We start from the raw sequence: 24,901 nt of genomic DNA on the forward strand, positions 1-24,901 counted from the left end.
GCATCGTGGACGAAAAGACAGCACAAATGCAGAGCGATCGCATTCGGCCCGCACCGGCCGTCGTGGTGATGGGCGTCGCCGGCTGTGGCAAGTCGGCGGTCGGCGAAGCGCTGGCGGCGGCATTGGCCGCTGTCTTCGTCGAGGGCGACCGGCTGCATCCACCGGAAAACGTCGCGCGCATGGCAAGCGGCGAGCCGCTGACCGACGCATTGCGCGAAGGCTGGCTCGACGCGACCGGCCGGCGCATTGCCGGACCGGTCGGCGATGGGCAGAGCGTCGTCGCCGCCTGCTCGGCGCTCAAGCGCAGTTACCGCGAGCGTCTGCGCGGTTTTTGCCAGGACATTTTGTTCCTCTACCTGGAAATCGACCCCGCGACCGCAAAGCAGCGTGTCGGCTCCCGCCAGGGGCATTTCATGCCGGCAAGCCTGGTCGACAGCCAGTTCGCCACGCTCGAACCGCCGGCAGCCGACGAGAATGCATTGACGCTCGATGCGACGCGCCCGATCACCGATATCGTCGCCGACGTAACAAGCCTGTTCGAGTCGGATTCATGAGGGGTCGCTGGCGCCGATTCCGCTTCAAGACGCCAGATCAGATCTGTGACGTCAGTTCGACTGGAAAATCGTCATTGTCGGCGTCGCGCATGGCGGCGAGGCTGCGATTGTCCAGCACCTCGGCGATCGCATGGCGCACCTCCAGCATCATGTTCCGGACCTGGCATGTCGCCTCGTCGCAATCATCGCAGCGCTGATATTGGGTGCGGCTGGCGCAAGGGATCGGCGCCAGCGGCCCGTCGAGGACGCGCACGACATGGCCGATCTTGATCTCGGAGGCCGGCCGGGCGAGCCGATAGCCGCCTTCCTTGCCCTTGCGGCTCTGGACGAAGCCGGCATTGCGCAATTCGCCCAGAATGGCATCCAGGAATTTCTTCGGGATGTTGTTGGCGACGGCAATGTCGTTGACGAACGCCAGCTGGCCGACCGGCAAGCCTGACAGGTGTACGAGGGCCTTGAGGCCGTATTTGCCTTTTTTGGTAAGCATGCCCGATTCAGTTCATGAAAACCCCAACCGCCCGCATCTGGCGGTTGTTTGTGTGCAAATCATGACGTTTTGTCGCGCGATGCAGTTTCGCGAAACAAGCCGTCCGCGGGCACAGTAGGCACAAACACGTTGATTCTTCGTGACGTTTTGGACGGCGCGCTAGGAACGTGCGGGAAATCACCTGTCCGGAGCGCGAAAAACGAAGAAAGCCGGCAAAAGCCGGCTTTCTATCGATTTCGAAGATCGCTTGGCTCAGCGGCTGCCATAGGTCTGGTCGAGCAGTCCGCCGGCGGCGAAATGCTCGGCCTGGATCTTGGCCCAGCCGCCGAAGACATCTTCGACCGTCAGCAGCCGGACGTCGGGAAACTCGGCCTTGTATTTGGTGGCGACCGCCGCGTCGCGAGCCCGCAGGCCGTTGCGGGCGGCGATGTCCTGGCCCTGCGGCGTGTAGAGGAAGTCGAGATAGGTCTTGGCGAGGTCACGCGTGCCATGCTCGTCGGCGACCGTGTCGACGATCGCCACCGGAAACTCCGCCAGCAGGCTGACCGAGGGCGTCACCTGCTCGAACTTGTCGTCGCCATACTCCCTGCGGACGCCGCGCGTTTCCGACTCGAAGGTGATCAGCACGTCGCCGATCTCACGCTGCACGAAGGTGGTGGTGGCGGCGCGCCCGCCAGAGTCGAAGATCGGCACGTTGTTGAACAGCTTGGTGACGAATTCCTTGACCTTGGCGTCGTCGCCCTTGAAGGCCTCCTTGGCGTAGGCGATGGCCGCGAGATAGGTGTAGCGCGCATTGCCCGACGTTTTCGGGTTGGGGAAGATCACCTGGACGTCGTCGCGCACGAGATCGTTCCAATCCTTGATGTTCTTCGGGTTGCCGGCGCGCACCAAAAAGGACGGCAGCGAATAGAAAGGCGAGGCGTTGTCGGGGAAGTCCTTCTGCCAGTCGGCGGAGATAAGCCCCTTCGAGACCAGGAAGTCGATGTCGAGGACCTGGTTGAAGGTGACGACATCGGCGCCGAGGCCTTCGGCGATGGCACGCGCCTGCGCCGACGTCCCGGCGTGCGACTGGTCGACGGTCACGCCGGGGTGCTCTGCGACGAAGGCCTTGTTGATCTGCGCAAACAGTTCGCGGCCGACATCATAGGACGCGTTCAGCAATTTGTCGGCCGACCAGGCTTGGGAGGATGCGAGGAACAGGCCGGCCAATGTGGCGACGCCAAGCAAAAATCGCTTCATGAAAACAGGGCTCCGATGCAGTGCGCTTATTCCCACCATAGCGGCAAGGCATGGTGGGCGACGAGACACGCAGAGCGGCTTCACCACGCCCTCGCGAGAAAAATGTTCCCATTCCAGGCCGTTGCTAGGATTTTCTTTCACCCGGGGTCTTGCGAAGCACCTGGGCAGCGGTCCCCATGCGTTGGCAAGACGATTGCATCGCGACACTGGCCTCTCGGCGCGGCTCGCGCAATGGGCGCAAGAGCCACCGCTCGGTCCCGAGGACGACTTCCCCGGAACCGACGACATGCCTGTCAAATCCGAAAGAATTTTTTAATGCGGCTCATGCTGGACACCAACTTGTCAGCGACATGATCCGAGACCCGGCGGGCAGAGCCACTATTGGCCAAAACGACCTTTTTATTGCTGCCCACGCCTACGCGCTGGACACCACCCTGGTAACCGCCAACATGGGAGAGTTCAACCGGATCAAGGGCCTGAAGGTCGAGAACTGGCTGAGTAGCGCCGGAAGGGGATCAAGCAGCCGGAAAAAGCTTCCAGCGCCGCGGCCTGAACGCTACCCGGCTCTTCTGCGCCGCCGGATGGTCGACCGGCAGCTCGATCTCGACCCGCTGGCGCTCGCCGCCGATTTCGAGCTCCACCCGTCTGGTGCCGGCGACGCGGCGGCTGGCGGCGACCGTGCCGGCGATGCAGCCATTGCATTCGTCCACCAGGTCGACATCGTGCGGGCGGAAGAACAGCGTTGCTTCGCCCCGCGGCGCCTGCGGCGCCGACAGCCCGATCGGGCGATCGGCGATCCAGACCTGGCCGTCCTCGACCTTGACCGGAAGCACGCTCGATTCACCGATGAAGCCGTAGACAAAGGGCGAATTCGGCGTGTCGTAGATTTCGTCGGCGGTGCCGACCTGCTCGATGCTGCCCTGGCTCATCACCACGACGCGGTCGGCAAGCTCGAGCGCTTCTTCCTGGTCATGGGTGACAAAGACCGTGGTGTGGCCGGTGGCGTCATGGATGTCGCGCAGCCAGCGGCGCAATTCGCGGCGGACCTGGGCGTCGAGCGCGCCGAACGGCTCGTCCAGCAAAAGCACGGCCGGTTCGATCGCCATCGCGCGGGCCAGCGCCACGCGCTGGCGCTGGCCGCCCGAAAGCTGAGCCGGATAGCGCTTTTCCAAGCCGGAAAGCTGGACGAGGTCGAGAAGCTCTGAGGCACGGCGGCGGATTTCCTGCGCCGACGGCCGTGACGGCCCGTGCCGAACTTTTAGGCCGAAGCCGATATTGTCGGCGACCGTCATATGGCGAAACAGCGCATAATGCTGGAAAACGAAGCCGACATTGCGCTGCTGGATCGACTTTTGCGACGCATCCTCCTCGCCAAAGAAGATCTTGCCTTTCGTCGGCCGCTCCAGCCCGGCGATCAGCCTGAGCAGCGTCGTCTTGCCGGAGCCGGAAGGCCCGAGCAGCGCGATCAGTTCGCCGGACTTGATGTCGAGCGAAACGTCATGGAGCGCCGGAAACCGCTCAAACTCCTTGCGCACGTTGGCAACGCGAACTTCCATCAACCGTCCCTTTTTTCAAAATCTTTGTTTCATGCATGTCGTCATCCCCAAAACCGCTACACACTTTTGGGCGACATGCACTAGTGTCCGCGCGTCGCGGCGAGCTCGGCGCCGTAGCGCATCTCGAGAAGTGTTTTCAAGACCAGCGTGACCAGCGCCAGGCCCGCAAGCAGTGAAGCGACGGCGAAGGCGGCTGCGGCATTGTATTCGTTATAGAGGATTTCGACATGCAGCGGCATGGTGTTGGTCAGTCCGCGTATGTGGCCCGACACGACGGAGACCGCGCCGAACTCGCCCATGGCGCGCGCATTGCACAACAAGACGCCGTAGAGCAGCCCCCATTTGACGTTGGGCAGCGTCACGTACCAGAACGCCTGCCAGCCATTGGCGCCGAGCGACAGCGCCGCCTCCTCGTCGCCATTGCCCTGCTCCTGCATCAAGGGGATCAGTTCGCGGGCGACGAACGGGAAGGTGACGAAGATGGTGGCCAGCACGATGCCCGGCACGGCAAACAGGATGACGATGCCATGCGCCTTCAGCCAGGCGCCGAACAGGCCTTGCGCGCCGAACAGCAGCACATAAACCAGGCCGGAAATGACCGGCGATACCGAAAACGGCAGGTCGATCAGCGTGGTCAGGAAGGCCTTGCCCTTGAACTCGAACTTGGCGATCGCCCAGGCGGCGGAGACGCCGAAGACGATGTTGAGCGGCACCGAGATCGCCGCCACCAGCAGCGTCAGGTGGATCGCCGAACGCGTGTCGGGATTGGTCAGCGCCTCGGTATAGGCACCGATGCCCTTTGCGAAGGCTTCATTGAAGACGACGATCAGCGGCAACAGCAGGAAAATGCCGAGGAAGGCAAAGGTCACGATCATCAGCACGGCTTTCGCCGGGCGGCTTTCGGTCACTGCCGCCGACTGGCTTTCGTGGTGCGGTGCGTAGGATTTGATCTCCGGATCAGCCATAGCGCTTGCGGCTCCACGTCTGCACCAGATTGATGACCAGCAGCATCACGAACGACAAAGCGAGCATGATCGCCGCGATCGCGGTCGCCGCCGCATAATTGTATTCCTCCAGCCGGATGACGATCAGAAGCGGCGCGATCTCGGATTTGTAGGGCAGGTTGCCGGCGATGAAGATGACGGAGCCGTACTCGCCGACGCCGCGCGCGAAAGCCAGCGCAAAACCGGTGACGATGGCCGGCGCCAGGCCCGGAAGCAGAACCCGGGCAATAGTCTGGAAGCGATTGGCGCCGAGCGTGGCGGCCACTTCCTCGACCTCCTTGTCGATCTCCTCCATGATCGGCTGGACGGTGCGCACGACAAAAGGCAGGCCGATGAAGATCAGCGCGATGACGATGCCGAGCGGCGTATAGGCGATCTTGACGCCGAGCGGCGCCAGCAGGCTGCCGAGCCAGCCATTCGGCGCGTAGAGCGTGGTCAGCGCGATGCCGGCGACCGCCGTCGGCAAGGCGAAGGGCAGGTCGACCATGGCATCGACGATGCGGCGGCCCGGAAAGTTGTAGCGCACCAGCACCCAGGCGACGATCGTGCCGAAGACGACATTGACCATGGCGGCAATGAAGGCGGTGCCAAAGCTGATTTCAAGCGCGTTGATGGTGCGGCGGTCGGTGGCGATCGCCCAGAAATCGGCCCAGCCAAGCGCGGCCGATCGCCAGATCAGCCCTGACAGGGGAATGAGGATGATGAGCGTGAGGTAGGCAAGCGAGAAGCCGAGCGTCAATCCGAAACCCGGAATGACGCTCGGCTGTCTGAACCGCCACCCCGCCTTGGCGGGTGCTGTGGTCATGTCGTCCTGATCTAGAATCTAGCTTAACGGGTCTACTGGGCCGGCTTGTAGATCTGGTCGAATATACCACCGTCGCCGAAATGGTAAGGCTGTGCTTTCTTCCAACCGCCAAAAAGCGGATCGTCGATGGTGATCAGCTTGATCTCAGGCAGTTTGGCGAGGTCCTCGGCCGGCACCAAATCCGGCTTCGACGGGCGATAGTGGTGCTTGGCGATCAGCGTCTGGCCTTCCTTGGAGTAGAGGTAGCTCAGATAGGCTTCGGCGACTTTTCGCGTGCCCTTGGCATCGACATTGGCGTCGACCACGGCGACCGGCGGCTCGGCCAGGATCGAGGTCGGCGGGTAGACGATATCGAAATTGTCGGCGCCGAATTCGTCGAGCGCCAGATAGGCCTCGTTTTCCCAGGCCAGCAGCACGTCGCCGAGGCCTTTTTGCGCAAAAGTTACAGTTGCGCCGCGCGCGCCGGTGTCGAGCACCGGAACATGCGCGTAGAGATTGCCGACGAATTCCTTGGTCTTGGCCTCGTCACCGCCATCCTTGGCGTTGGCATAGGCCCAGGCGGCGAGATAGTTCCAGCGTGCGCCGCCCGAAGTCTTGGGGTTGGGCGTGATCACCTGGACGTCGTCCTTGACCAGATCGCCCCAGTCCTTGATACCTTTCGGATTGCCCTTGCGGACGAGGAAGATGATGGTCGAGGTGTAGGGCGCCGAATTGTTCTCGAACTTGGTCCGCCAGTCGGGATTGATTTTCTTCGATTTCTCGACGATGGCGTTGATGTCGCCTTCGAGCGCCAGCGTCACCACGTCGGCGTCGAGGCCGTCGATCACGGCGCGGGCCTGTGCGCCCGAGCCGCCATGCGATTGCTGGACGGTTACCGTCTCGCCGGTCTCGGCCTGCCAGTGGGCGGCGAAGGCCTCGTCGAATTGCTTGTAAAGCTCACGCGTCGGGTCATACGACACGTTGAGGATGGTGGTATCGGCGAACGCGAAACTGAGCGTGCCGAACTGGACAGATGTGGCGACCAGTGCGCCGAGCAGTTTCCTGAAATGAGGATTGGTCATTTCCGCCTCCGTTGAGATCACCTCAATCTATTGAATTGGTAGAAATTAGATGCAATCAATGTTGCTTTTTTCGGCCTAATGAAGCAATTTTTCGCCGGCTTTCGGCATCACGAAGAAATTCTTTCCGCGCAACGCTGCAGTGCCGAATCCGGGCACATGAAGCAATCTATCTAGAGACAGGTCGCGCCTCGGCAATGGCCTGAGGAGTCGAGCGTGTCCTGCTTACTCGCCGACCTAATGGAAAGCCAATTCCCTGAATCGCTTGGCGCATTCTATTCAACGAACACTTTCACGCTGGCCGCACGCCCGGCCGCGTCGATCACGGTCAGGGTCGAATAGCCGGCGCCGTCCGGCTGCCAGGTCGCGGTGCGCCGCCGGTCGATGCCGACCAGCGGCTTGCCATTGGCCAGCCAGCGGAACGGGGCGCGGCCGCCTTGCAGCTTCAGCACCAGTGGCATGGCGTCGGCGGTGGTGGCGGCGAGATCGACGTGGGCGCCGTCGGGCGGAAAGATGATCGTCGGCGCGGGCTCGGTCGGCGTCGCCTGGACTAGGCCGTCGGCGCCAGAACCGAAGCGCGCCAATGTCACCGGCAGATCGTCGCGCCTGGGTCTGGTGACGCCGGCCATCTGGCCTGGCAGCGGCACGGCAGCCAGGCCGGAGCGGACAAAGCCCTCGAACAGGATCGGTGCGGCCGAGACATAGCCGGACAGGCCGGGCACCGCGCCGGCGTCGGGGCGGCCGACCCAGACGCCCAGCACATAGCGCCCGTCGAAGCCGACCGACCAGGCATCGCGGTAGCCGTAGGAGGTGCCGGTCTTGTAGGCAATGCCGCGCCGGGCGGCGCCCTCGGGCGGCTTGACGCCCGACAATATGTCGGTGATCTGCCAGTTCGCCTGATCGTTGAGGATGGTAGCGGTCGAGCGCTCGGCATTCGCCGGCTCGGTGCCGACATGCAGCGTGTGTGCCTTGCCGCCATTGGCGAGCCCGGCATAGAGCTGGACGAGGTCGCGCAGCGTCACGCCGACGCCGCCAAGGCCGATGGCGAGACCCGGCGCCTTGTTGACGGGCAGGATCGGCGTGACGCCGGCCTTCCGAAAGCGCGCGAGCAGCCGCGCCGGCCCGACCGCGTCGAGAACACTGATCGCCGGCACGTTGAGCGACAGCTGCAGCGCCTGCCTGATGCTGACGTCGCCCTGATAGCCCATGTCGAAATTCTTCGGCCGATAGCCGGAGAAATCCGTCGGCCTGTCGTCGATCAGCGTTTCCTGCGCCACCAATCCCTGCTCGAAGGCGAGCCCGTAGATGAACGGTTTTAGCGTCGAACCGGGCGAGCGGACGATCCTGGTCATGTCGATCCAGCCGGAGCGGCTGGCGTCGAAATAGTCGGCGGAGCCGACTTCGCCGAGGATGTCGCCGGTACGGGCGTCGGCTAGCACCATGGCGACGGACAGGCGAGGGCCGAGCCTGGCGGCGGCATCCCTGGCCACCTGTTCCAGCCCTTCCTGGACACTCTTGCGGATCGTCAGCCGCAGCTTGTGGCCGGGGACGGCCCGGGGCAGCACTGCATAAGCGGCATGGGCGGCGAGTGCCGGCAGCGGGCGGCGGCTGGCGGGAACATCGTCGAGCGCGGCACGTGCGGCCTCGCGCTCGCCGAGCAGGCCCGATGCGACCATGCGCGTCAGCACCCGGTCGCGGGCGGCTTGGGCGATTGCCAGGTTGCGGTCGGGCCGGCGCTTTTCCGGCAGTTGCGGCAGCGCGACGAGCAGCGCCGCCTCCGAGACGTCCAGCCGCTTCGGCTCCTTGCCGAAATAGGCCAGCGAGGCGGCGCGCACGCCTTCGAGATTGCCGCCATAGGGCGCCAGCGTCAGATAGCGTTCGAGGATCTCGCGCTTGCTGAGCCGCCGCTCGATCTGCAGGGCGCGCAGCAGCTGCTTGAGCTTGGAGCCGAGGCTGCGGCTGTCGCGCGGTTCGGTCAGCCGGGCGAGCTGCATCGACAGCGTCGAGCCGCCGGAGACGATACGGCCATTGGTCACGAACTGGCCGGCGGCGCGGGCCAGCGCCAGCACGTCGACGCCTCGATGGTCCCAGAAGCGCTTGTCCTCGTAAGTCACCAGAATGTCGACGAACTGTCTGTCGACCTGATCGAGGCGGGTGGCGAGCCGCCAATAGCCGTCCGGCGTGGCAAAGGCCCGCAACAGCTGGCCGTCGCGGTCCTGGACTTCGGTCGATACCGTCAGCGCCGCCGGCAGCGGCGGCGGAAAGGCGCGGTCGAGCTGCCAGAGGGTGGCGGCGGCGAGCGCGACGAAGCCGGAGAGGGAGGCGGCGGCGATGGCTGAACGGCGCAGGAATTTCTTGGAGAGCACCGCGTTGCCCCTCATCCGCCTGCCGGCACCTTCTCCCCGTCTAGCGACGGGGAGAAGGGGGCTGTCACGGCCCACAGCGGCTTTTCTGCAGCGTTCGAGTTTGGCGAAAATTTCGGCGCAGGCCTCTTTCTCCCCGTCACTATACGGGGAGAAATGCCCGGCAGGGCAATGAGGGGCATCGCCATCGCCATGGTTCGCCATCTTTGCCTTACGGCGCCTTGACCTCCATCATGCCAGTCGCGGTGCGGGCCGAATATTGCGGCCGGTACATGTCCTCGACGGTTGCCGCCGGATGGGCATAGGTGCCCGGCGTCACCGCACGCACGACATAGGCGAGCGTGATGTTGCGGTCGCCTTCGCCGTCGTTCGGATTGAAAGCGGCGACGAAACGGTCGTCGCGGAATTCGAGATGGGCGGCGTCGGTCTGGGCCAGCCAGGAGAAATTCGACAATTGGGCGCTGGAAACCAGGCCCGGATTGTCGATCTCGAAGCCGGCCGGCAGCAGATCGGTGATCACCAGCCGCGACGGCCATTTGTTCTGCTCATAGATATTGAGCACGACGACATAGCGTTCGTTCTGGGTCGCCTGCGTGACATTGGCTTCGGTGCCGTCGAGCTTGTAGTAGGTGCGGCCGATGGTGAAGCCGTCGCCGCCGGCCGGCAACGGCTGGATCGGCGAGGCCACCGTGGTGACGACCGCCTGCAGCGGGTTGCTGCCGGTGTTGGCGACGGTCAGCGGACTGTCGGCAATGTCGCTGCCGGCGATCTGGTCCGAATAGGCGCCGGCATGCGGCGCGCCATTGATGGTCAGCGCGATCGCATCATTGCCGGCCTTCAGGGCACGCGCCGCCAGCAGCATCCAGGACTCGTCCTGCGTGCTGGTCCATCTGACGGCGGCGCGTTCCTGCGTCACCCGCTTGATCAGCGCCGGCACGATCGCCGGCACCGGCTTGGATTCGGCGGCAAGCGCCAGCATCGCCGCGCCGTCACGCAGTGGCGAGCCGTAATCGGACCTGTAGTAGTCGTATGCCGAGCTCGAATTGGCCAGTTGCAGGGCGGCCTGGAAGGTGGCTTCCGCGCGCTGCGTGTCGCCATAGAGCGCCAGGCCCGCCGCCAATTGGGCGACGGCCATCGGGCTGGTAAAGGCTTCGAGCTGGGTGTCGGCGTAGTAGCGCAGATCGCCGATCGAGGCCTTCTTGTTGCGGGCCAGCACATAGAGCGCATAGGCGATCTCGCTGCCGCGATCCTTGACGTCCTGGTCATAGCCGATCGCGTTTTGCAGATTGCTCAGCGCCTGGTTCATCGCCAGCGCCGGCACGTCGTATTTCTGCTCGCGCGCCCGGGTCAGGAAGTCGGTGACATAGGCGTCGAGCCACAAATCGCCGGAGCCCGGGCCCCACAGGCCGAAGCTGCCGGCCGAGGCCTGGTAGCTCAGCACCTTGTAGATGGCATCCTGGATGCGGCCGTGCAGATCGGCGTCGCTGGCCATGCCGGCGCCCGACGCCATCTCGTTGACATACAGCAGCGGCATGGCGCGGCTGGTGGTCTGCTCGGCGCAGCCATAGGGGTAGCGGTCGAGCGTCATCAGCAGCGATGGCACGTCGAAGGCCGCCGCCTGTGAAACGCCGACGCTGACCGAAGCGCCGTCGAGCAGGCTTGCCGCCAAGAGCTCCTTGTCGACGCGCAGCGAGCCGCCTTTGTCCTTGAGGTCGACCACCATGCGGGTGGTCACCGGCAATTGCGCCGGGCGCACCGGGACATAGAGCGTCTGCTCGACAGCGGTGCCGTCGGCATGGGCGAGCTTGATGGTGATCGAGGCGTTGCCCGGCGCCTCGGCGATCAGCGGCACGGTCAGCGTCTGCCGCTTGCCCTTGGCCAGCGTCAGCTTTTCGGGCAGCGCGGCATCGCCGGTCGAAAGATCGCCTGACGTGTCGATCGACAGCGCATAGTCGCCCTCCGGACCGTCGGCGTCGGTGACGTCGAGCCGCATGACGGCCGAATCGCCGGGCGCTAGGAAGCGCGGCAGGCCGGCGGTGATCACCACCGGATCGCGCACGATCACGTCGGACTGGGCATGGCCGACCCCGTCCTCGGTCCAGGCGACGGCCATGACGCGCACGGTGCCGTTGAACTGCGGGATGTCGAAGTCGATCCGCGCCTTGCCGTCGGCGTCGAGCTGGACCGGACCGGAGAAGAAGGCGACCAGCTTTTCGGTCGGCGGGCTGCCTTGCGACTGGATGTTGGCGCCGTCGCCGCCACTGCGCAGCTTGCCGGTCGTGCCCAGCGAGCCGTCGATCAGGCGGCCGTAGAGGTCGCGTACTTCAAGGCCGAGCATGCGCTGGCCGAAGAACCAGGTCTCCGGATCCGGCACCTTGTAGTTGGTCAGGTTGAGGATGCCGACATCGACGGCCGCGACCATGACATAGGCGTTGGCGCCCGGCTGCACGCCGGCCACCGAAACCGGGATCGACAGCTGCTGGCGCGGCATGGTCTTGTCCGGCGGCGTCAGGCTGACCGCGAGTTTTTTCGAGCCCGGATCGACCTTCAGCCATTTGACGCCGATCGCGCGCGCCGGCATGCGGGTTTCCTGCGCCTCGCCCGGCCTGAACAGCGTTGCCGTGACATAGGCGCCCGCGCCCCAGTCGTCGCCGACCGGGATGTCGATGGTGCTGCCGCCGGCCGGCACGCTGGCGGTGACGGTCTTCAGGAGCTTGTCGGCGCCGATGATGACGAGCAGCTCGCCGGCAAAATGCGGCGACACTTTGAGCTTGGCCACTTCGCCCGCCGCATAGTTGTCCTTGTCGAGGGCGATTTCGAGGCCGTCGGGCGTTTCGGTGGTGGTGGAGCTGACATACCAGCCGGCGTCGAATTCGTAGCTGGTCGCCGGGCCTCGCGGGTCTGATGTCTCGATCTCGAGCCGGTAGCGGCCCCAGTCGACCGGCAGCGAGACGGTGGCCTCGCCGTCGGCGGTCAGGTCGACCTGGCCGCTGGCCACCGACTTGGTGAAGGTGACCGGCTCATAATTCCAGGAATTGCTGGAGCGGTACCATTGGTAATTGCGTTCGACCTTGACCAGCGACCATTGCGCGCCCTGCAGCGCCTCACGCTTGCCGTCGGGGTCGACGGCAATCAGGCCGAACTTCGCCGTGCCGCCTTGCGGCACCTCGTCGCCGTCGAAATCCGGGCGGATGCCGATCATCTGGCCCTGCGGCCGGATGGCGATGTTGAGCGAGCGTTCGACGGCGCGGCCGCCGGTCTCGCGCATCCTGACCGTAACCTTGGCATCGACCAGCCTGGTGGTCGAGGGCAACTGGTCGACGGAAACCGGGAAGGTCGCCTTGCCGTCGTCGCCGACCACCGGCAGGCCGGTGAACGGGGTGACTGACGGTTCCGCCGACTGCTCGTCGGCGAGGCCGAAGGAATAGCCCTTGAAGCGGTCCCAGGCGCGGGTGGTCGACAGCGTCAGTTCGCCTTCGAGCGCCAGCCCGGCGGCCGGCGCGCCATAAAGGAAGCGGCCGTCGACGGTAACGTTGGCGGTTTCGCCCTGCGCGATCTCGCGGCTGTCGGAGGACAGGTCGAACTCGATGCGATCCGGCACGAAATCCTCGACCAAAAACATCTGGCTGGCGACCGCCGCCTGCTTGGGGTCGGTGTGGATCGCCACCGTCCAGGTGCCGCGCATGGCGTTGGCTTCGAGCGGCAGGTCGACGGCATGGCCGCCGGCCGATGCGCCGTCGCTGACGATGCGGCGGTTCTCGACGCCGTCGGGACGGGTGAAGATGAAGGTCAGCGGCAGGTTCTCGACCGCCTTGGCGGCGCTGTCGCGGGCAAGTGCTGCGACATGGACGTCCTCGCCGGCGCGGTAGATGCCGCGTTCGGTCCAGGCATAGACGTCGAGCGCGCCCGGCGCCGGACGCCCGGTGACGCCGCGATCGGAAAGATCGAAGCCGGCGCGGCCCATGTCGAGGAAGACGAAGTCGCTGTCACCCTGCTTGGCTGTCAGCACGGCCGGCACCATGCCGCCGTCGCCGCGCGTCAGTCCGGGGTTGAAGACGGCGCGGCCTTGCGCGTCCGTGGTCGCGGTGCCGAGGATCTCGTTGTTCCTGGCCAGCAGCGTCAGTTCAGCACCTGATATCGGCTTGGCGGTTGCGAGCGAACGGGCAAAGACGTTCAGCCCGTCCTGCCCGGTATAGGTCGACAGGCCGATATCGGAGACGACGAACCATTGCGTGGCGCGCGAATCATAGTCGTCGTCGTTCTCGTCGACCGGTTGCGCGGTCAGCACATAGACGCCGGGCTTGCGCTGCGGCAGCGCTTCGTCGACCGGGAAGGAGGTTGTTACCTCCTTGTTCAGGTCGTTGGCGATGGCGAGCTGGCCCTGCCAAACCGGCTCGCCCATCTGGTCGGAAATGTTGGAGATGTCGTAGCCGTCAAGCTGGCGCAGGAACTGGTAGCCGGACAGAAGCTGGGTCAGCGAGCGATCGCCGATGCGAAAAAGCTTCATTTCGGCGGCGCTCATGTTGACGGTGACGACCGGGATGCCGCGGCGAGCGCCGGCCGGCAGCACGAAGCTGTCGCCGGTGAAACGGGCGGACGGGGCGCGGTCCTGCACATAGATCGACAGCACCACCGGGTTGGAGATCACCTCGCCGATGGCGGCCGGCAGGCCGGGACGGAAGGTCACGTCGTAATGCTGGCCGTGCTCGAGCCCCTCGACGCAGATCTGCTTGTCCTTGGCCTCGACACCCTTGGGGGCGGCGTTGTCGACGGTGACGAATTGCGCGTAGTCGACGCCGGTCTTAACCAGGTCTTCGGAAAACTGCGCGCAGATGCGTGGCGCGCTGGTGTCGGCGTCGACCGTATGATCGACGACGCGGAAGCCCTTGCGCGCCTTGAGGTCCTGATAGGCGGCCGTGACCCAGGGCGAACTGACCAGCGCGAGGCTCGCTTCGTAGGCCTGCAGCGCCGGCCGAGCGAGGTCGCGGCGATCGAGCCCGTCGCCAAGCAGTGCCAGCGCTTCGGCACGGGTTTTTGTGGTGCGCAGCAATTTGTAGGCGTTGAAGCCGGCGGAGGTGGCGTTCGCCGGCAGGGTCGACGCCTCGGCGCTGTTGGCGGTCGGCTGCACGGCAAGTGTTTCCCGCGCCAGTTCAAGCCAGAGTTGGCCATCGTCTGGCAATACCGAAACCAAAGCCTCGTATTTTTGAACGGCCAGGCGGTGGTCGCCGGTCTGCGACGCTTGCCTTGCCGCCTCCCGCAGCGCCGTCAGCCCTTCGGTGGGCTTGGTGTAGGCCGGGCCGGTGAGCCTGTTGCGGTATTGCTGGGCCTGGTCGGCCATCCAGGCGGGGAAGAAGGCGAGCGCCGGCGGCGCGCCGATGTCGGGGTCGCCTTCGACGTTGACGACCTTGCCGGCGACCGCGCCCTTGAAGGGCTTCAGCGTGTTATAATCGGATTTGAGAAAACACCATTTGGCCTTGGGGTTGTAGGTGAAGGCGCGGCAGGCGGGATCGCCAAGACATGTCGTCGTGCACTGATCGAGGCTGACGTTCTGGTCGGATCTGAGATCGAAGCCGAAGTAATCGGAATTGTCCGATGTCACCACCCGGCGCGCTTCGGCCGCTTGCGCGACACTGCCCCAGGCGAAAAAGAGAAGGAAAAGAATCGACAGACCACGAGCCGCGCGCATTGCCATGACACCCCTCCGGACACTGCTTACGTTACGTCCACGTACGTCCAGACATGTTCAAGCTTCGGTCCAGCTTGTCAACACAAGGACGCGGCAGGTTCCCGCCTGCCAACGGTTTCCTTTCCGGCCGATGACCGGTAGTACCTCCACAGGACAGGGATCACGCTTTCTTGCGGCGACGCAGAAGGTGTGAATTCCAAGCCCTGTCCATTTAAGACAGTTGGATTGTGGCAATTGGATTGTGGCCCGTTTACGAGCAATTCAGAACTTCATTCCAATTTTAGCTTTGGCCGCTAGTGTAGAGTTGTAATGTCGGCGTATGAAAGGCAGATGTCGGGAGGAACCGCGCCACGGCGCGTGTTTTCGCTCGCCTTGCTTTCCGCCTTGCTATGCTCGACTGCACTGGTTGGCGCGAGCGGAAATGCGGCCGCTTTCGAGATCTTCGGCATCAAGCTGTGGGGATCGTCGGAGGATGAAGATGCCGACATCGTCGATCCGCTGCGCTATGCGGTGACCATAGAGGCGCCCGACGCCGACGAGGATCTCGCCGAAAAACTCGAAAACGCCTCGGCGCTGAAGGACGACGAAGAACGTCCGGTCTCCGGTTCGCTCGGCCTGCTGGCCAAGGCGCGTGCCGACCGCGATCAGCTTGTCGCCGCCCTTTATGCGGACGCCCGCTACGAGGGCGTCGTCACCATTACCATCGAAGGCAAGCCGCTCGACGATTTGCCGCCCGACGCCGAATTCTCGGGTCCGCAGCCGATTCCGGTGGTGATCAACATTGCGGCCGGGCCGAAGTTCACGCTTGGCGACATCAGCCTGGAGGGCGATGCGGCGGGGCTGTCGGGCGCCGATTTCGGCCTGATCGCCGGCGGCGATGCCGGTTCCGGTGCCGTGCTCAAGGCCGAGGCGTCGATCGTGCGGGCGCTCAAGGAGGGCGGCAGGCCGCTGGCCAAGGTGACCGCCCGCGAGATCGTTGCCGATCACGCCACCTCGACGCTCGACGTGGCGCTGACCGTGGCCGCCGGGCCGGTTGCCGGCTATGGCGACACCACGGTCGAAGGCACCGAGAAGGTCGACCGCGCTTTCACCGAATACATGACCGGCCTGAAGCGCGGCCGCCAATATTCGCCGGAAGAGGTCGACGAGGCGCGCGACCGGCTGCTCGGGCTGGAAGTCTTCAACAGCGTCACGCTGAAAGAGGCCGACGGTCTCGACGCCGACGGCAACATCCCGATCGGCGTTGAAGTGAGCGAGCGCAAGCCGCGCTATTTCGGTCTTGGCGGCACCTTCTCCAACACCGAGGGGCTCGGCCTCGAAGGCTATTGGGGTCACCGCAATCTGTTCGGCCGTGCCGAAAAACTGCGCATCGAGGGCGAAATCAGCGGCATCGGCAGCAACGAACTGACCGAGCTCAACTACAATGCCGGCATCATGTTCGAAAAGCCGGGCGTGGTCGGGCCGGCGTCCAAATTCTTCGCCAACGTCAACACCGTGCTGGAGCATCCCGACGCCTACGACCGTTTCTCGGTCAAGGGCAGCACGGGCCTGTCTTATGACCTCGACAGGCAGCAGACGGTTTCGGCGGAGGTCGCGCTCGACTATTCGAAGATCACCGATTCCTTCGGCAAGCACACTTTTCTGATCGCCAGCATTCCGCTGCGCTATGTCTACGACAACCGCGACAACCGGCTCAACCCGACGACCGGATTCAGGGCGCTGGCCTATGCCGAGCCGAGCTACGACATTTTGAACGGTGCCGCCTTCGTCAAGCTGAGGGGCGAAGGATCGGCCTATCAGGCGCTCGACGCGGCCTCGAAGTTCGTCCTGGCCGAACGCGTCGCCATCGGTTCGATCATCGGCGCCGGCCTTCAGGATGTTCCGGCCGACCGCCGTTTCTATTCCGGCGGCGGCGGCTCGGTGCGCGGTTATGCCTATCAGGGCATCGGTCCGAAGGACGCCGACGGAGAGCCGATCGGCGGGCTGTCCATCTTCGAGACCTCGATCGAGATGCGCATCGCCATCACCGACACGATCGGCGTCGTGCCGTTCGTCGATGCCGGCACCGTCTCGACCGATCAATTCCCGGATTTTTCCAACATGAAGGTCGGCGCCGGCGTCGGCTTGCGCTATATTACGCCGTTCGGACCGCTGCGCATCGACGCGGCGGTGCCGCTCAACCCGGATCCCGACGACCCGGATTTCGGCATCTATGCCGGCATCGGCCAGGCGTTTTGATGACAATGTTCAAGCGCATCCTTCGCATTGCCCTTTACACGCTGCTCGTCCTGGTGGCGGCGGTGGTCGGTGCGCTCGTCGTGCTGACCAAGACCGAGCGCGGCCGCGCCAATCTCGCCGGCATCATCTCGACCGTGGCGTCGAGCGATGACCAGAAGGTCACGGTCAGCGGCATCGACGGCATCTGGTCCGGCGCGCTGACGGTCGACCATGTGGTGCTGGAGGATCGCCAGGGCGCCTGGCTGGTGGCGCGCAAGGTGGCGGTCGACTGGTCGCCGCTGGCGCTTCTGTCGAAGAACTTCAGCGCCGGCCGCGTCGCCGCCGATCGCATCGAACTGGCGCGGCTGCCGGTGGCCGGCACGCAGCCGAGCCAAGGTGGCACGCTGCCGGTGTCACTCGACGTCAAGCAGATCGACCTGCCGGAAATCGCGCTCGGGCAGGCGCTGGCCGGCAGCGGTATCGCCGAGCTCGCCGCCAGGGGATCGTTCAAGGCCGACGCGGCGCCATTGGCGCTCGCAACCAGCCTCAACATCACCCGCCGCGACGGCAAGCAAGGCAAGCTCGACGCCAACATCCATTTCGCGCCCGCCGACAACAAGCTGGACCTCGATCTGAAGGCGTCGGAGCCCGCCGGCGGCATCATCGCCAATCTGCTCAAATTGCCGGATGCGCCGCCGGTCAACATCGTCGTCACCGGCACCGGGCCGGTCGCCAATTGGAGCGGCATCGGTACCTTCGTCGTCGACGGCCAGATCGTCACCCAGCTCACAGGTCGCCACCAGCTCACCGACAAGGGCAACTATGTCGAGGCCAAGGGCGACGGCGACTTCCAGCGCTTCTTGCCCGACAATCTGAAATCCTTGTTTGCCGGCAAGACCAGCTTCGACCTCGCCGGAACCGCGATCGTGACGGGCGGCGTCGAGGTCGAGCGCGCCAGCATCGACAGCGATGCCGTGCATGGCACCGCCGCGGGCAGCATCGACCCCAACGGCGCCAGCGACCTTTCGGTGGAACTCGCCGCCAAGGGTCCACCAATCGTGCTCAGCCTCGGCGCCGCGGCGCAGCCGGTGACGGTCGCGATCACCGGCGCCACGGCCCGCGCGTTCGGCGGCGGCAAGGCGCCGATAATCGACATCGGCGCGTCCCTGGTCTCGGTGGTGGCGGGCGGCACGCGGGTGGACGATCTGGTGGCCGAAATCCATTCCGACGGCTTCGACATCCAGGACCGCAGCGGACCGGTCACCATCAAGCTTATCGCCGGCGGCCTGAACACCGACGTGGCGACGCTGGCGCCGCTGGTGACCGGCAGGGTCACCGCGGACCTCGCCGGGTCGGTCAGCAAGGACGAGATTGTCGTCGATCAAGGCACGCTGCGCAGCGATGCGCTCAATGCCTCGGTGACATCCAGGGTGACGCTGGCCGATCTGGCGATGACGCTCAAGATGAATGCCGATGCCGTCTCGACTGCGCTGCCGCCGCAGATCCGCCCGATTCTCGGCGAGCGCGTGACATTCTCGGCGACCGCGACCCGCGACCCGCAAGGCTTGTTTGCCGCCAATGCGCTGCAACTCAATTCGGGCTCGCTCAGCGCCAGCGGCACCGCCAGCGCGACGGGCACCGACATCCAGGCCGACATCAGGGGCACGCTCGGCGATGTCTCGGTGCTGTCGCCGATGGTTGGCGTACCGGTCGGCGGGGCCGTCGATTTCGCGCTGACGGCGAGCGGCGCGCGCTCGGCGCCGGATTTCTCGGTCTCGGCCGACAGCGACAGCCTGACCGCGTCGGGCCGGACGGTCAAGACGATCAAGCTGACAGCGACGGGCAAGGCCGACATCGTCAATCCCGCTGCCGATGTCGCACTGACAGGGTCCGTCGACGACCAGCCGCTCGATCTCAGGGCATCTTTGGTGACGCGTGACGGAACGCGTTCCCTCAACGGGCTTAGCCTGTCGCTGGCCGACAACAAGGTCTCGGGCGATCTCGTGCTCGACGACAGCTTGCTGCCGCTCGGCACGCTGACCCTCGAAGCGCCCGATATCGGCCCGCTGGCCGCGCTTGCCGGGCAGACGGCGGCCGGCGACGTGCAGGGCAGCATCCGCCTCTCGAATGATGGTGGCGCGCCGACGGTAGTCATCGATATGACGAGCGGGTCTATTTCCCGCGGCGATCTGGCGGCGAAGACCATCGCCGTCAACGCGCTGGTCGCCAACTTTCTCAAGGCGCCGGCGATCTCCGGCACGATCAAGGCCGATACGGTCACATCAGGCGCCACCGTGATCAGCGGCATCGGTGTCGATTTGAGGCGCGACGGCGACTGGACCGGGTTTTCCGGCGGCGCCACCGTCGCCGGCATTCCGGCCAGGGCCGAAGGCAGGGTGAAGATCGCCGACGGCACGACAAGCGTCGAGATCGCTTCCGGCGAAGCGACCATTCGCGGCATCAAGGCGGCGATCGCGCAGCCGTCGACCCTGAGCATCGCCAATGGCAACGCCAGCATCGAGAAACTGATGCTCGATGTCGGTGGCGGATCGGTGACAATGTCCGGCACCGCCGGCCAGACGCTCGATCTTGCGGCAGAGTTTTCCGGGCTGCCGGCCGCCCTGGCCAATGATTTTTCACCCGGCCTCGACGCCGCGGGCACGCTCGGTGGAACGGCGCAAGTGACGGGACCGTCAGCAGCCCCTGACATTCGTTTCGATGCGCAGCTCAGCGGCGCCGAGACCAGCCAGACCCGCCAGGCGGGGCTCGGGCTGCTCAACCTCGATGCCGCAGGCAGCTTCTCCTCCGCCGGTGGCGTCGCCATCGACAACGCGACGCTTGCCGGGGACAAAATTTCCGGCAAGGCTGCCGGCACCATCAATCCGAACGGCGCCAGCGATTTTTCGCTCGACCTGGCCTCGACCGGCCCGAGCCTGCCGCTGGCGCTTGGTAGCACCGAGAGCCCGATCAAGCTCGAGTTGCAGGCGCTGTCGGTGGAGGTCGCGGGGCAGGGCACGCAATCGACGCTGAATATCTCCGCGACACTGCCGTCGGTCGCCACCAACCTCGCCAAGGCCGAAGGCATCGCGCTTGCGCTCCATTCCGACGCCTTCGATCTGAAGGGCCGAACAGGGCCGATCTCCGGCACGGTGACGGCGGACAAAATCGGCCTGGACAATCCGACCATCGCGCCGCTGCTCGCCGGAAAGATTACTGCCAAGGTCGCCGGCGATCTCGCTACCGATACCATCGTCATCGACAGCGGCTCGGTAACGAGCGAGGTACTGGACAGCGGCTTTAATGGAAGGGTCTCCCTGGCCGATGGCGCCATCGATCTCAACCTCAGGGCGGTTGCGGCTTCCGCGGCACTGCCGGCGGCAGTGCGCGGCGTGCTCGCCGAGCGGACGCAGCTCAGCGCGGCACTGAAGCGCGACGCCAACGGCAATGTTATCGCCAACGCCATCAGGCTGGTATCAGGTGCATTCAGCGCCGACGGGCAGGCCAGCCTCGCCGACAACAAGGTCAGCGCCGACGTCAAGGGCGCGCTCGCCGACATCTCGCTTCTGTCCGGGGATGCCAAGGGCGCCATCACCTTCGCGCTGAACGCGCAAGGCGCCAGCACCGCGCCCGACCTGTCGCTGACGGTCAACAGCGACCGGCTTTCGGTGGCGGCGCGAGAAATCACCGGGCTAAAGCTCACCGCGACGGGGAAGGGCGACATCGCCAGCCCGGCGGCCGATATCTCGCTCACCGGATCCGTCAATGACGAGCCACTCGATTTCAAGGCGTCGCTGGTAACGCGCCAGGGAAAGCGGTCCATAAACGGACTAAGCCTGTCACTGGGCGACAACAAAGTTTCGGGCGACCTTGCTCTCGACGATCGATTCCTGCCGCTCGGCACGGTTGCGCTGGATCTACCCGATATCAGTCCGCTCGCAGCCCTGGCGCTGGAAAAAGCTGACGGCGACGTGCGTGGCACGATCGTCTTCTCGAAGACCGGCAATGCGCCTCATGTCGCCATCAAGGCGACCACAGATTCAATTTCGCGCGGCGATCTTTCGGCAAAGACGGTCACCATCGATGCGCTGATTGCCAACTATGTCGCCGCACCGGCGATCTCCGGTAAGATCCGTGCCGACAGCGTCACCTCCGGCGGCACCGTGATCAGCGGCATCGATGTCGATTTGAAGCGCGACGGCGACTGGACCGGGTTTTCCGGCGGCGCCACCGTCGCCGGAATTCCGGCCACGGCAGAAGGCAGGGTGAGGATCGCGGACGGCACGACAAGCGTCGAGATCGCCTCCGGCGATGCGACCATTCGCGGCATCAGGACGGCGATCGCGCAGCCGTCGACCCTGAGCATCGCCAACGGCGCCGCCAGCATCGAGAAACTGATGCTCGATGTCGGCGGCGGATCGGTGACCGTATCCGGCACCGCCGGCCAGACGCTCGATCTTGCGGCAGAGTTTTCCGGGCTGCCGGCCGCGTTGGCCAATGATTTTTCACCCGGCCTCGACGCCGCGGGCACGCTTGGTGGAACGGCGCAAGTGACGGGACCGTCAGCAGCCCCTGACATTCGTTTCGATGCGCAACTCAGCGGCGCCGAGACCAGCCAGACCCGCCAGGCGGGGCTTGGGCCGCTCAAGCTCGATGCGGCAGGCAGCTTCTCCTCCGCCGGCGGCGTCGCCATCGACCGCGCGACACTTTCAGGAGACAAGATTTCCGGCAAGGCTGCCGGCACCATCAATCCGAACGGCGCCAGCGATTTTGCGCTCGACCTGGCCTCGACCGGCCCGAGCCTGCCGCTGGCGCTCGGCAGCACCGAGAGCCCGATCAAGCTCGAGCTGCAGGCGCTTTCGGTAAAGGCTGCAGGGCAGGGCACGCAGCCGCAGCTCGACATTTCCGCTGTTCTGCCGTCGGTCGCGACGAAATTCAGCGATGTCGAGGGGCTCACGCTGGCATTGCACTCGGACGCTTTCGACGTGAAGAGCCGGACGGGGCCGGTCTCCGGCACGGTGACGGCAAACAAGATCGGCCTGGACAATCCGACCATAGCGCCGCTGATCGCCGGCAAGATCACGGCACAAGTCGCCGGCAGCCTGGCGACCGACGGCATTGTCATCGACAGCGGGTCGGTGACGAGCGACGCGCTGAACAGCGGCTTCAATGGAAGGATCTCGCTGGCCGACGGCGCCATCGACCTCAACCTCAAGACCGACGCCGTTTCCGCGGCGCTGCCGGCGGCAGCGCGCGGCGTGCTCGCGCAGCGGACGGAACTCAGTGCCGCGCTGAAGCGCGACGCCAATGGCAATGTCACCGCCGATGCGATCAGGCTGGTGTCCGGCGCGCTGACCGCCGACGGGCAGGCCAGCCTTGCCGACAACAAGCTCACCGTCGACATCAAGGGCGCGCTGGCCGACATCTCGCTTCTGTCAGGGGACGCCAACGGCGCCATCACCTTTGCGCTGAACGCGCAAGGCGCCAGCACCGCGCCCGACCTGTCGCTGACGGTCAACAGCGAGCGGCTTTCGGTTGCCGAACGCGAGATCACCGGGTTGAGCCTCACCGCCACCGGGAAGGCCGATGCCGCCAACCCAGCGGCCAATGTCCAACTGACCGGAAACGTCGCGGGCCAGCCCCTGCAAGGCAGCGCGGTGCTGGCGACGTCAGACGGCAAGCGCGCCATCGACGGGCTTTTGCTGTCGCTCGGCAAGAACCGGATATCAGGCGACCTGGCGCTTGACGAGGCGTTCGTGCCCGAAGGCACCGTGGCGCTCGACCTGCCCGACATCGGACCGCTGGCAGCGCTTGCGCTGGAAAAGGCGGAAGGCGACATCCGCGGCACGATCGTCTTCTCGAAGGCCGGCAATGCGCCTGGCGTCACCGTCAAGGCTTCGACCGCTTCGATTACACGCGGCGATGTTTCGGCGAAGACGGTGACCATCGATGCATCGATCGGCAATTATCTCGCGGCACCGGTGATCTCCGGAAAAATCCGTGCCGACAGCGTCACCTCCGGCGGCACCGTCGTTCGCGGCATCGATGTCGATCTGACCCGCGACGGCGACTGGACCGGCTTTTCCGGCGGCGCCACCGTCAAGGACATTCCGGCCGAGGCAGCCGGCCGCGTCAGGGTCGCCAATGGCACGACGACGGTCGAGCTCGCCTCCGGTCAGGCGACGATGCGCGGCGTCAAGGCGGCGATCGCCCAGACCTCGACCATCACCATCGCCAACGGCACCACCAGCCTGGACAGGCTCGCACTCAACCTCGGCGGCGGCACGGCGACGGTTTCGGGCAAGGTCGGGGAGGCGCTCAATCTCAACGCGACGCTGGCGCGGGTGCCGATATCGCTTGCCAACAGTTTCTCGCCCGGCCTCGATGCCGCCGGCTCGATCTCGGGCACGGTGAAGGTGACGGGCGCGCCGGCCAATCCGGCCGTCGCCTTCAAGGTCGACGCCGCAGGCGTCCAGACGTCGCAGACCCGCGGCGCCGGTTTCGGCGGCATGGGCGTTTCGTCCTCCGGCACGTTTTCCGGCAACCGACTGACCTTCGAGGCCAACATGAGCGATGCCGCCGGTCTCGGCCTCAAGGGCGGCGGCACGATGACGACATCAGGCACGCCGACGCTTGATCTCGACTTTTCCGGCAAGGTGCCGTTCGCCTTCCTGACCCGGACACTGGCCGCACAAGGCCTGTCGTTGAGCGGCACGGCCGACGTCAATCTGAAGGTGCGCGGCCCGGCGACGGCGCCGGTGATCACAGGCACGGTCCGCACGTCAGGTGCCCGCCTGATCGATGCACGCTCGGGACTTGCGATCAACGACATCACCGCCGATGTGGCGATCGGCGATGGCGTCGCCAGGATCAACCGCCTGACCGGCAATTTGTCGACGCGCGGCAGCCTGTCGGCCAGCGGCACGGTCGGCATCAATCCGGCGCAAGGCTTTCCGGCCGACCTGTCGGTCAAGCTCGTCGACGGTCGCTACACCGACGGCAGGGTGGTCACCGCCAATCTCGGCGGCGACCTGACCATCAAGGGGCCACTCGCATCGGCGCCGGTGATCTCGGGCACGATCAACCTGGCCAAGACCGTCATCACCGTTCCCGAAAAGCTGCCGGGCTCGCTGGCGGCGCTCAACATCAGGCACAAGAACGCACCGGCCGCCGTGCGCGCGCAGGACAAGGCGTTGCGCCCGGCGACGGCGAGCAGCAGCAGCAGTGGCGGCGGCCTCAACCTCGATGTCACCGTGAACGCGCCCAGCCAGATCTTCATCCAGGGCAGGGGCGTCGATGCCGAGCTTGGCGGTTCGTTGCGGCTGACCGGCCCGGCATCGTCGCCGCAAGCGGTCGGCACCTTTGACTTGCAGCGCGGTCGGCTGTCGATCCTGGCCAAGCGGCTGACCTTCACCGAAGGCACGGTCGGCTTTTCGGGGTCGCTGGTGCCTTATCTCAATCTCACGGCGACATCGACGACGAGCAGCACCACCGTCACCATCGTGGTTTCGGGCGAGGCGACCAATCCGAAATTCAACTTCTCGTCGGTGCCGGCATTGCCAGAGGACGAGGTCCTGGCGCAACTGATTTTCGGCCGCTCGATGTCGAACCTGTCGCCGCTGCAGATCGCCCAGCTTGCCGAAGCCGCCGCGCAACTGGCCGGCATCGGCGGCTCGACCTCGCTGCTCCAGAACCTGCGCAGCGCCATCGGCGTCGACGATCTCGACGTCGTCACCGACGAGGAGGGCGGCACCGCGGTCTCGGCCGGAAAATATCTCAACGACCGCACCTATGTGACGATCCAGAAGGGCGACAAGCCGGGTTCGGGCAAGGCAGCGATCGATCTCGACGTCGGCCGCGGCGTCAAATTGCGCGGCGAAGCCACCGATGCCGGCGAAGCCAAGGGTGGCATTTTCTACGAACGCGAGTACTGAA

General features: G+C 65.4%; 11 protein-coding genes and 1 pseudogene. 4 read left to right on the forward strand and 8 right to left on the reverse strand.

The annotated features are described in order from the left end of the window. Positions 1 to 26 precede the first annotated feature (26 nt). The gene (locus AC0L2V_RS11020; protein WP_473509224.1) at positions 27 to 554 is read left to right on the forward strand and encodes a gluconokinase; all 528 of its coding nucleotides are present in this window, start codon (positions 27 to 29) and stop codon (positions 552 to 554) included. Between the two features lie 37 nt (positions 555 to 591). Here the strand turns inward: AC0L2V_RS11020 and AC0L2V_RS11025 are convergent, their stop codons facing one another. Both AC0L2V_RS11025 and AC0L2V_RS11030 read right to left on the reverse strand, forming a co-directional pair. Next, positions 592 to 1,041, reverse strand: a complete 450-nt coding sequence (locus tag AC0L2V_RS11025) for an RrF2 family transcriptional regulator (RefSeq protein WP_027154320.1) — start codon at positions 1,039 to 1,041, stop codon at positions 592 to 594. 252 nt (positions 1,042 to 1,293) lie between these two features. Continuing rightward, positions 1,294 to 2,280, reverse strand: coding sequence for a sulfate ABC transporter substrate-binding protein (locus tag AC0L2V_RS11030; protein ID WP_473509222.1), 987 nt, complete (start codon positions 2,278 to 2,280; stop codon positions 1,294 to 1,296). A 377-nt stretch (positions 2,281 to 2,657) separates the two neighbouring features. On the opposite strand from AC0L2V_RS11030, the pseudogene AC0L2V_RS11035 reads away from it, so the two are divergent. Then, positions 2,658 to 2,777, forward strand: a pseudogene (locus AC0L2V_RS11035) (type II toxin-antitoxin system VapC family toxin); the annotation flags it as partial. Positions 2,778 to 2,795: 18 nt separating this feature from the next. On the opposite strand, the gene AC0L2V_RS11040 reads toward AC0L2V_RS11035, so the two are convergent. The 6 genes from AC0L2V_RS11040 to AC0L2V_RS11065 form a co-directional block, all read right to left on the reverse strand. Continuing rightward, positions 2,796 to 3,836 (reverse strand): sulfate/molybdate ABC transporter ATP-binding protein, encoded by a 1,041-nt coding sequence (locus tag AC0L2V_RS11040; protein ID WP_473509220.1) that lies wholly within the window; start codon positions 3,834 to 3,836, stop codon positions 2,796 to 2,798. A gap of 80 nt (positions 3,837 to 3,916) precedes the next feature. Beyond that, the gene (gene cysW, locus AC0L2V_RS11045) at positions 3,917 to 4,801 is read right to left on the reverse strand and encodes a sulfate ABC transporter permease subunit CysW (protein ID WP_023798668.1); all 885 of its coding nucleotides are present in this window, start codon (positions 4,799 to 4,801) and stop codon (positions 3,917 to 3,919) included. Next, complete coding sequence (gene cysT, locus AC0L2V_RS11050; RefSeq protein WP_473509219.1) at positions 4,794 to 5,645, reverse strand: sulfate ABC transporter permease subunit CysT; 852 nt, start codon at positions 5,643 to 5,645, stop codon at positions 4,794 to 4,796. Before cysT ends, cysW begins: the two co-directional genes overlap by 8 nt. A gap of 32 nt (positions 5,646 to 5,677) precedes the next feature. Beyond that, the gene (locus AC0L2V_RS11055; RefSeq protein ID WP_473509217.1) at positions 5,678 to 6,706 is read right to left on the reverse strand and encodes a sulfate ABC transporter substrate-binding protein; all 1,029 of its coding nucleotides are present in this window, start codon (positions 6,704 to 6,706) and stop codon (positions 5,678 to 5,680) included. A gap of 272 nt (positions 6,707 to 6,978) precedes the next feature. Continuing rightward, positions 6,979 to 9,084, reverse strand: a complete 2,106-nt coding sequence (pbpC, locus tag AC0L2V_RS11060; protein ID WP_473520073.1) for a penicillin-binding protein 1C — start codon at positions 9,082 to 9,084, stop codon at positions 6,979 to 6,981. 193 nt (positions 9,085 to 9,277) lie between these two features. Next, complete coding sequence (locus AC0L2V_RS11065) at positions 9,278 to 14,758, reverse strand: alpha-2-macroglobulin family protein (protein ID WP_473520074.1); 5,481 nt, start codon at positions 14,756 to 14,758, stop codon at positions 9,278 to 9,280. 303 nt (positions 14,759 to 15,061) lie between these two features. Between AC0L2V_RS11065 and AC0L2V_RS11070 the strand changes: the two genes are divergently transcribed. Beyond that, positions 15,062 to 16,990, forward strand: coding sequence for an autotransporter assembly complex protein TamA (locus AC0L2V_RS11070; protein WP_473520075.1), 1,929 nt, complete (start codon positions 15,062 to 15,064; stop codon positions 16,988 to 16,990). Beyond that, positions 16,990 to 24,900 (forward strand): translocation/assembly module TamB domain-containing protein, encoded by a 7,911-nt coding sequence (locus tag AC0L2V_RS11075; protein WP_473520076.1) that lies wholly within the window; start codon positions 16,990 to 16,992, stop codon positions 24,898 to 24,900. Before AC0L2V_RS11070 ends, AC0L2V_RS11075 begins: the two co-directional genes overlap by 1 nt. The last annotated feature ends 1 nt before the right edge of the window (position 24,901 follow it).

Source organism: Mesorhizobium sp. WSM4814, from assembly GCF_055811595.1.

Coding starts and splice junctions, on each gene's coding strand:
- cysW (WP_023798668.1), bottom strand. CDS start 4,801: ATGGCTGATCCGGAGATCAAATCCTACGCACCGCACCACGAAAGCCAG.
- AC0L2V_RS11025 (WP_027154320.1), bottom strand. CDS start 1,041: ATGCTTACCAAAAAAGGCAAATACGGCCTCAAGGCCCTCGTACACCTG.
- cysT (WP_473509219.1), bottom strand. CDS start 5,645: ATGACCACAGCACCCGCCAAGGCGGGGTGGCGGTTCAGACAGCCGAGC.
- AC0L2V_RS11070 (WP_473520075.1), top strand. CDS start 15,062: ATGTCGGCGTATGAAAGGCAGATGTCGGGAGGAACCGCGCCACGGCGC.
- pbpC (WP_473520073.1), bottom strand. CDS start 9,084: ATGAGGGGCAACGCGGTGCTCTCCAAGAAATTCCTGCGCCGTTCAGCC.
- AC0L2V_RS11075 (WP_473520076.1), top strand. CDS start 16,990: ATGACAATGTTCAAGCGCATCCTTCGCATTGCCCTTTACACGCTGCTC.
- AC0L2V_RS11030 (WP_473509222.1), bottom strand. CDS start 2,280: ATGAAGCGATTTTTGCTTGGCGTCGCCACATTGGCCGGCCTGTTCCTC.
- AC0L2V_RS11020 (WP_473509224.1), top strand. CDS start 27: ATGCAGAGCGATCGCATTCGGCCCGCACCGGCCGTCGTGGTGATGGGC.
- AC0L2V_RS11065 (WP_473520074.1), bottom strand. CDS start 14,758: ATGGCAATGCGCGCGGCTCGTGGTCTGTCGATTCTTTTCCTTCTCTTT.
- AC0L2V_RS11055 (WP_473509217.1), bottom strand. CDS start 6,706: ATGACCAATCCTCATTTCAGGAAACTGCTCGGCGCACTGGTCGCCACA.
- AC0L2V_RS11040 (WP_473509220.1), bottom strand. CDS start 3,836: ATGGAAGTTCGCGTTGCCAACGTGCGCAAGGAGTTTGAGCGGTTTCCG.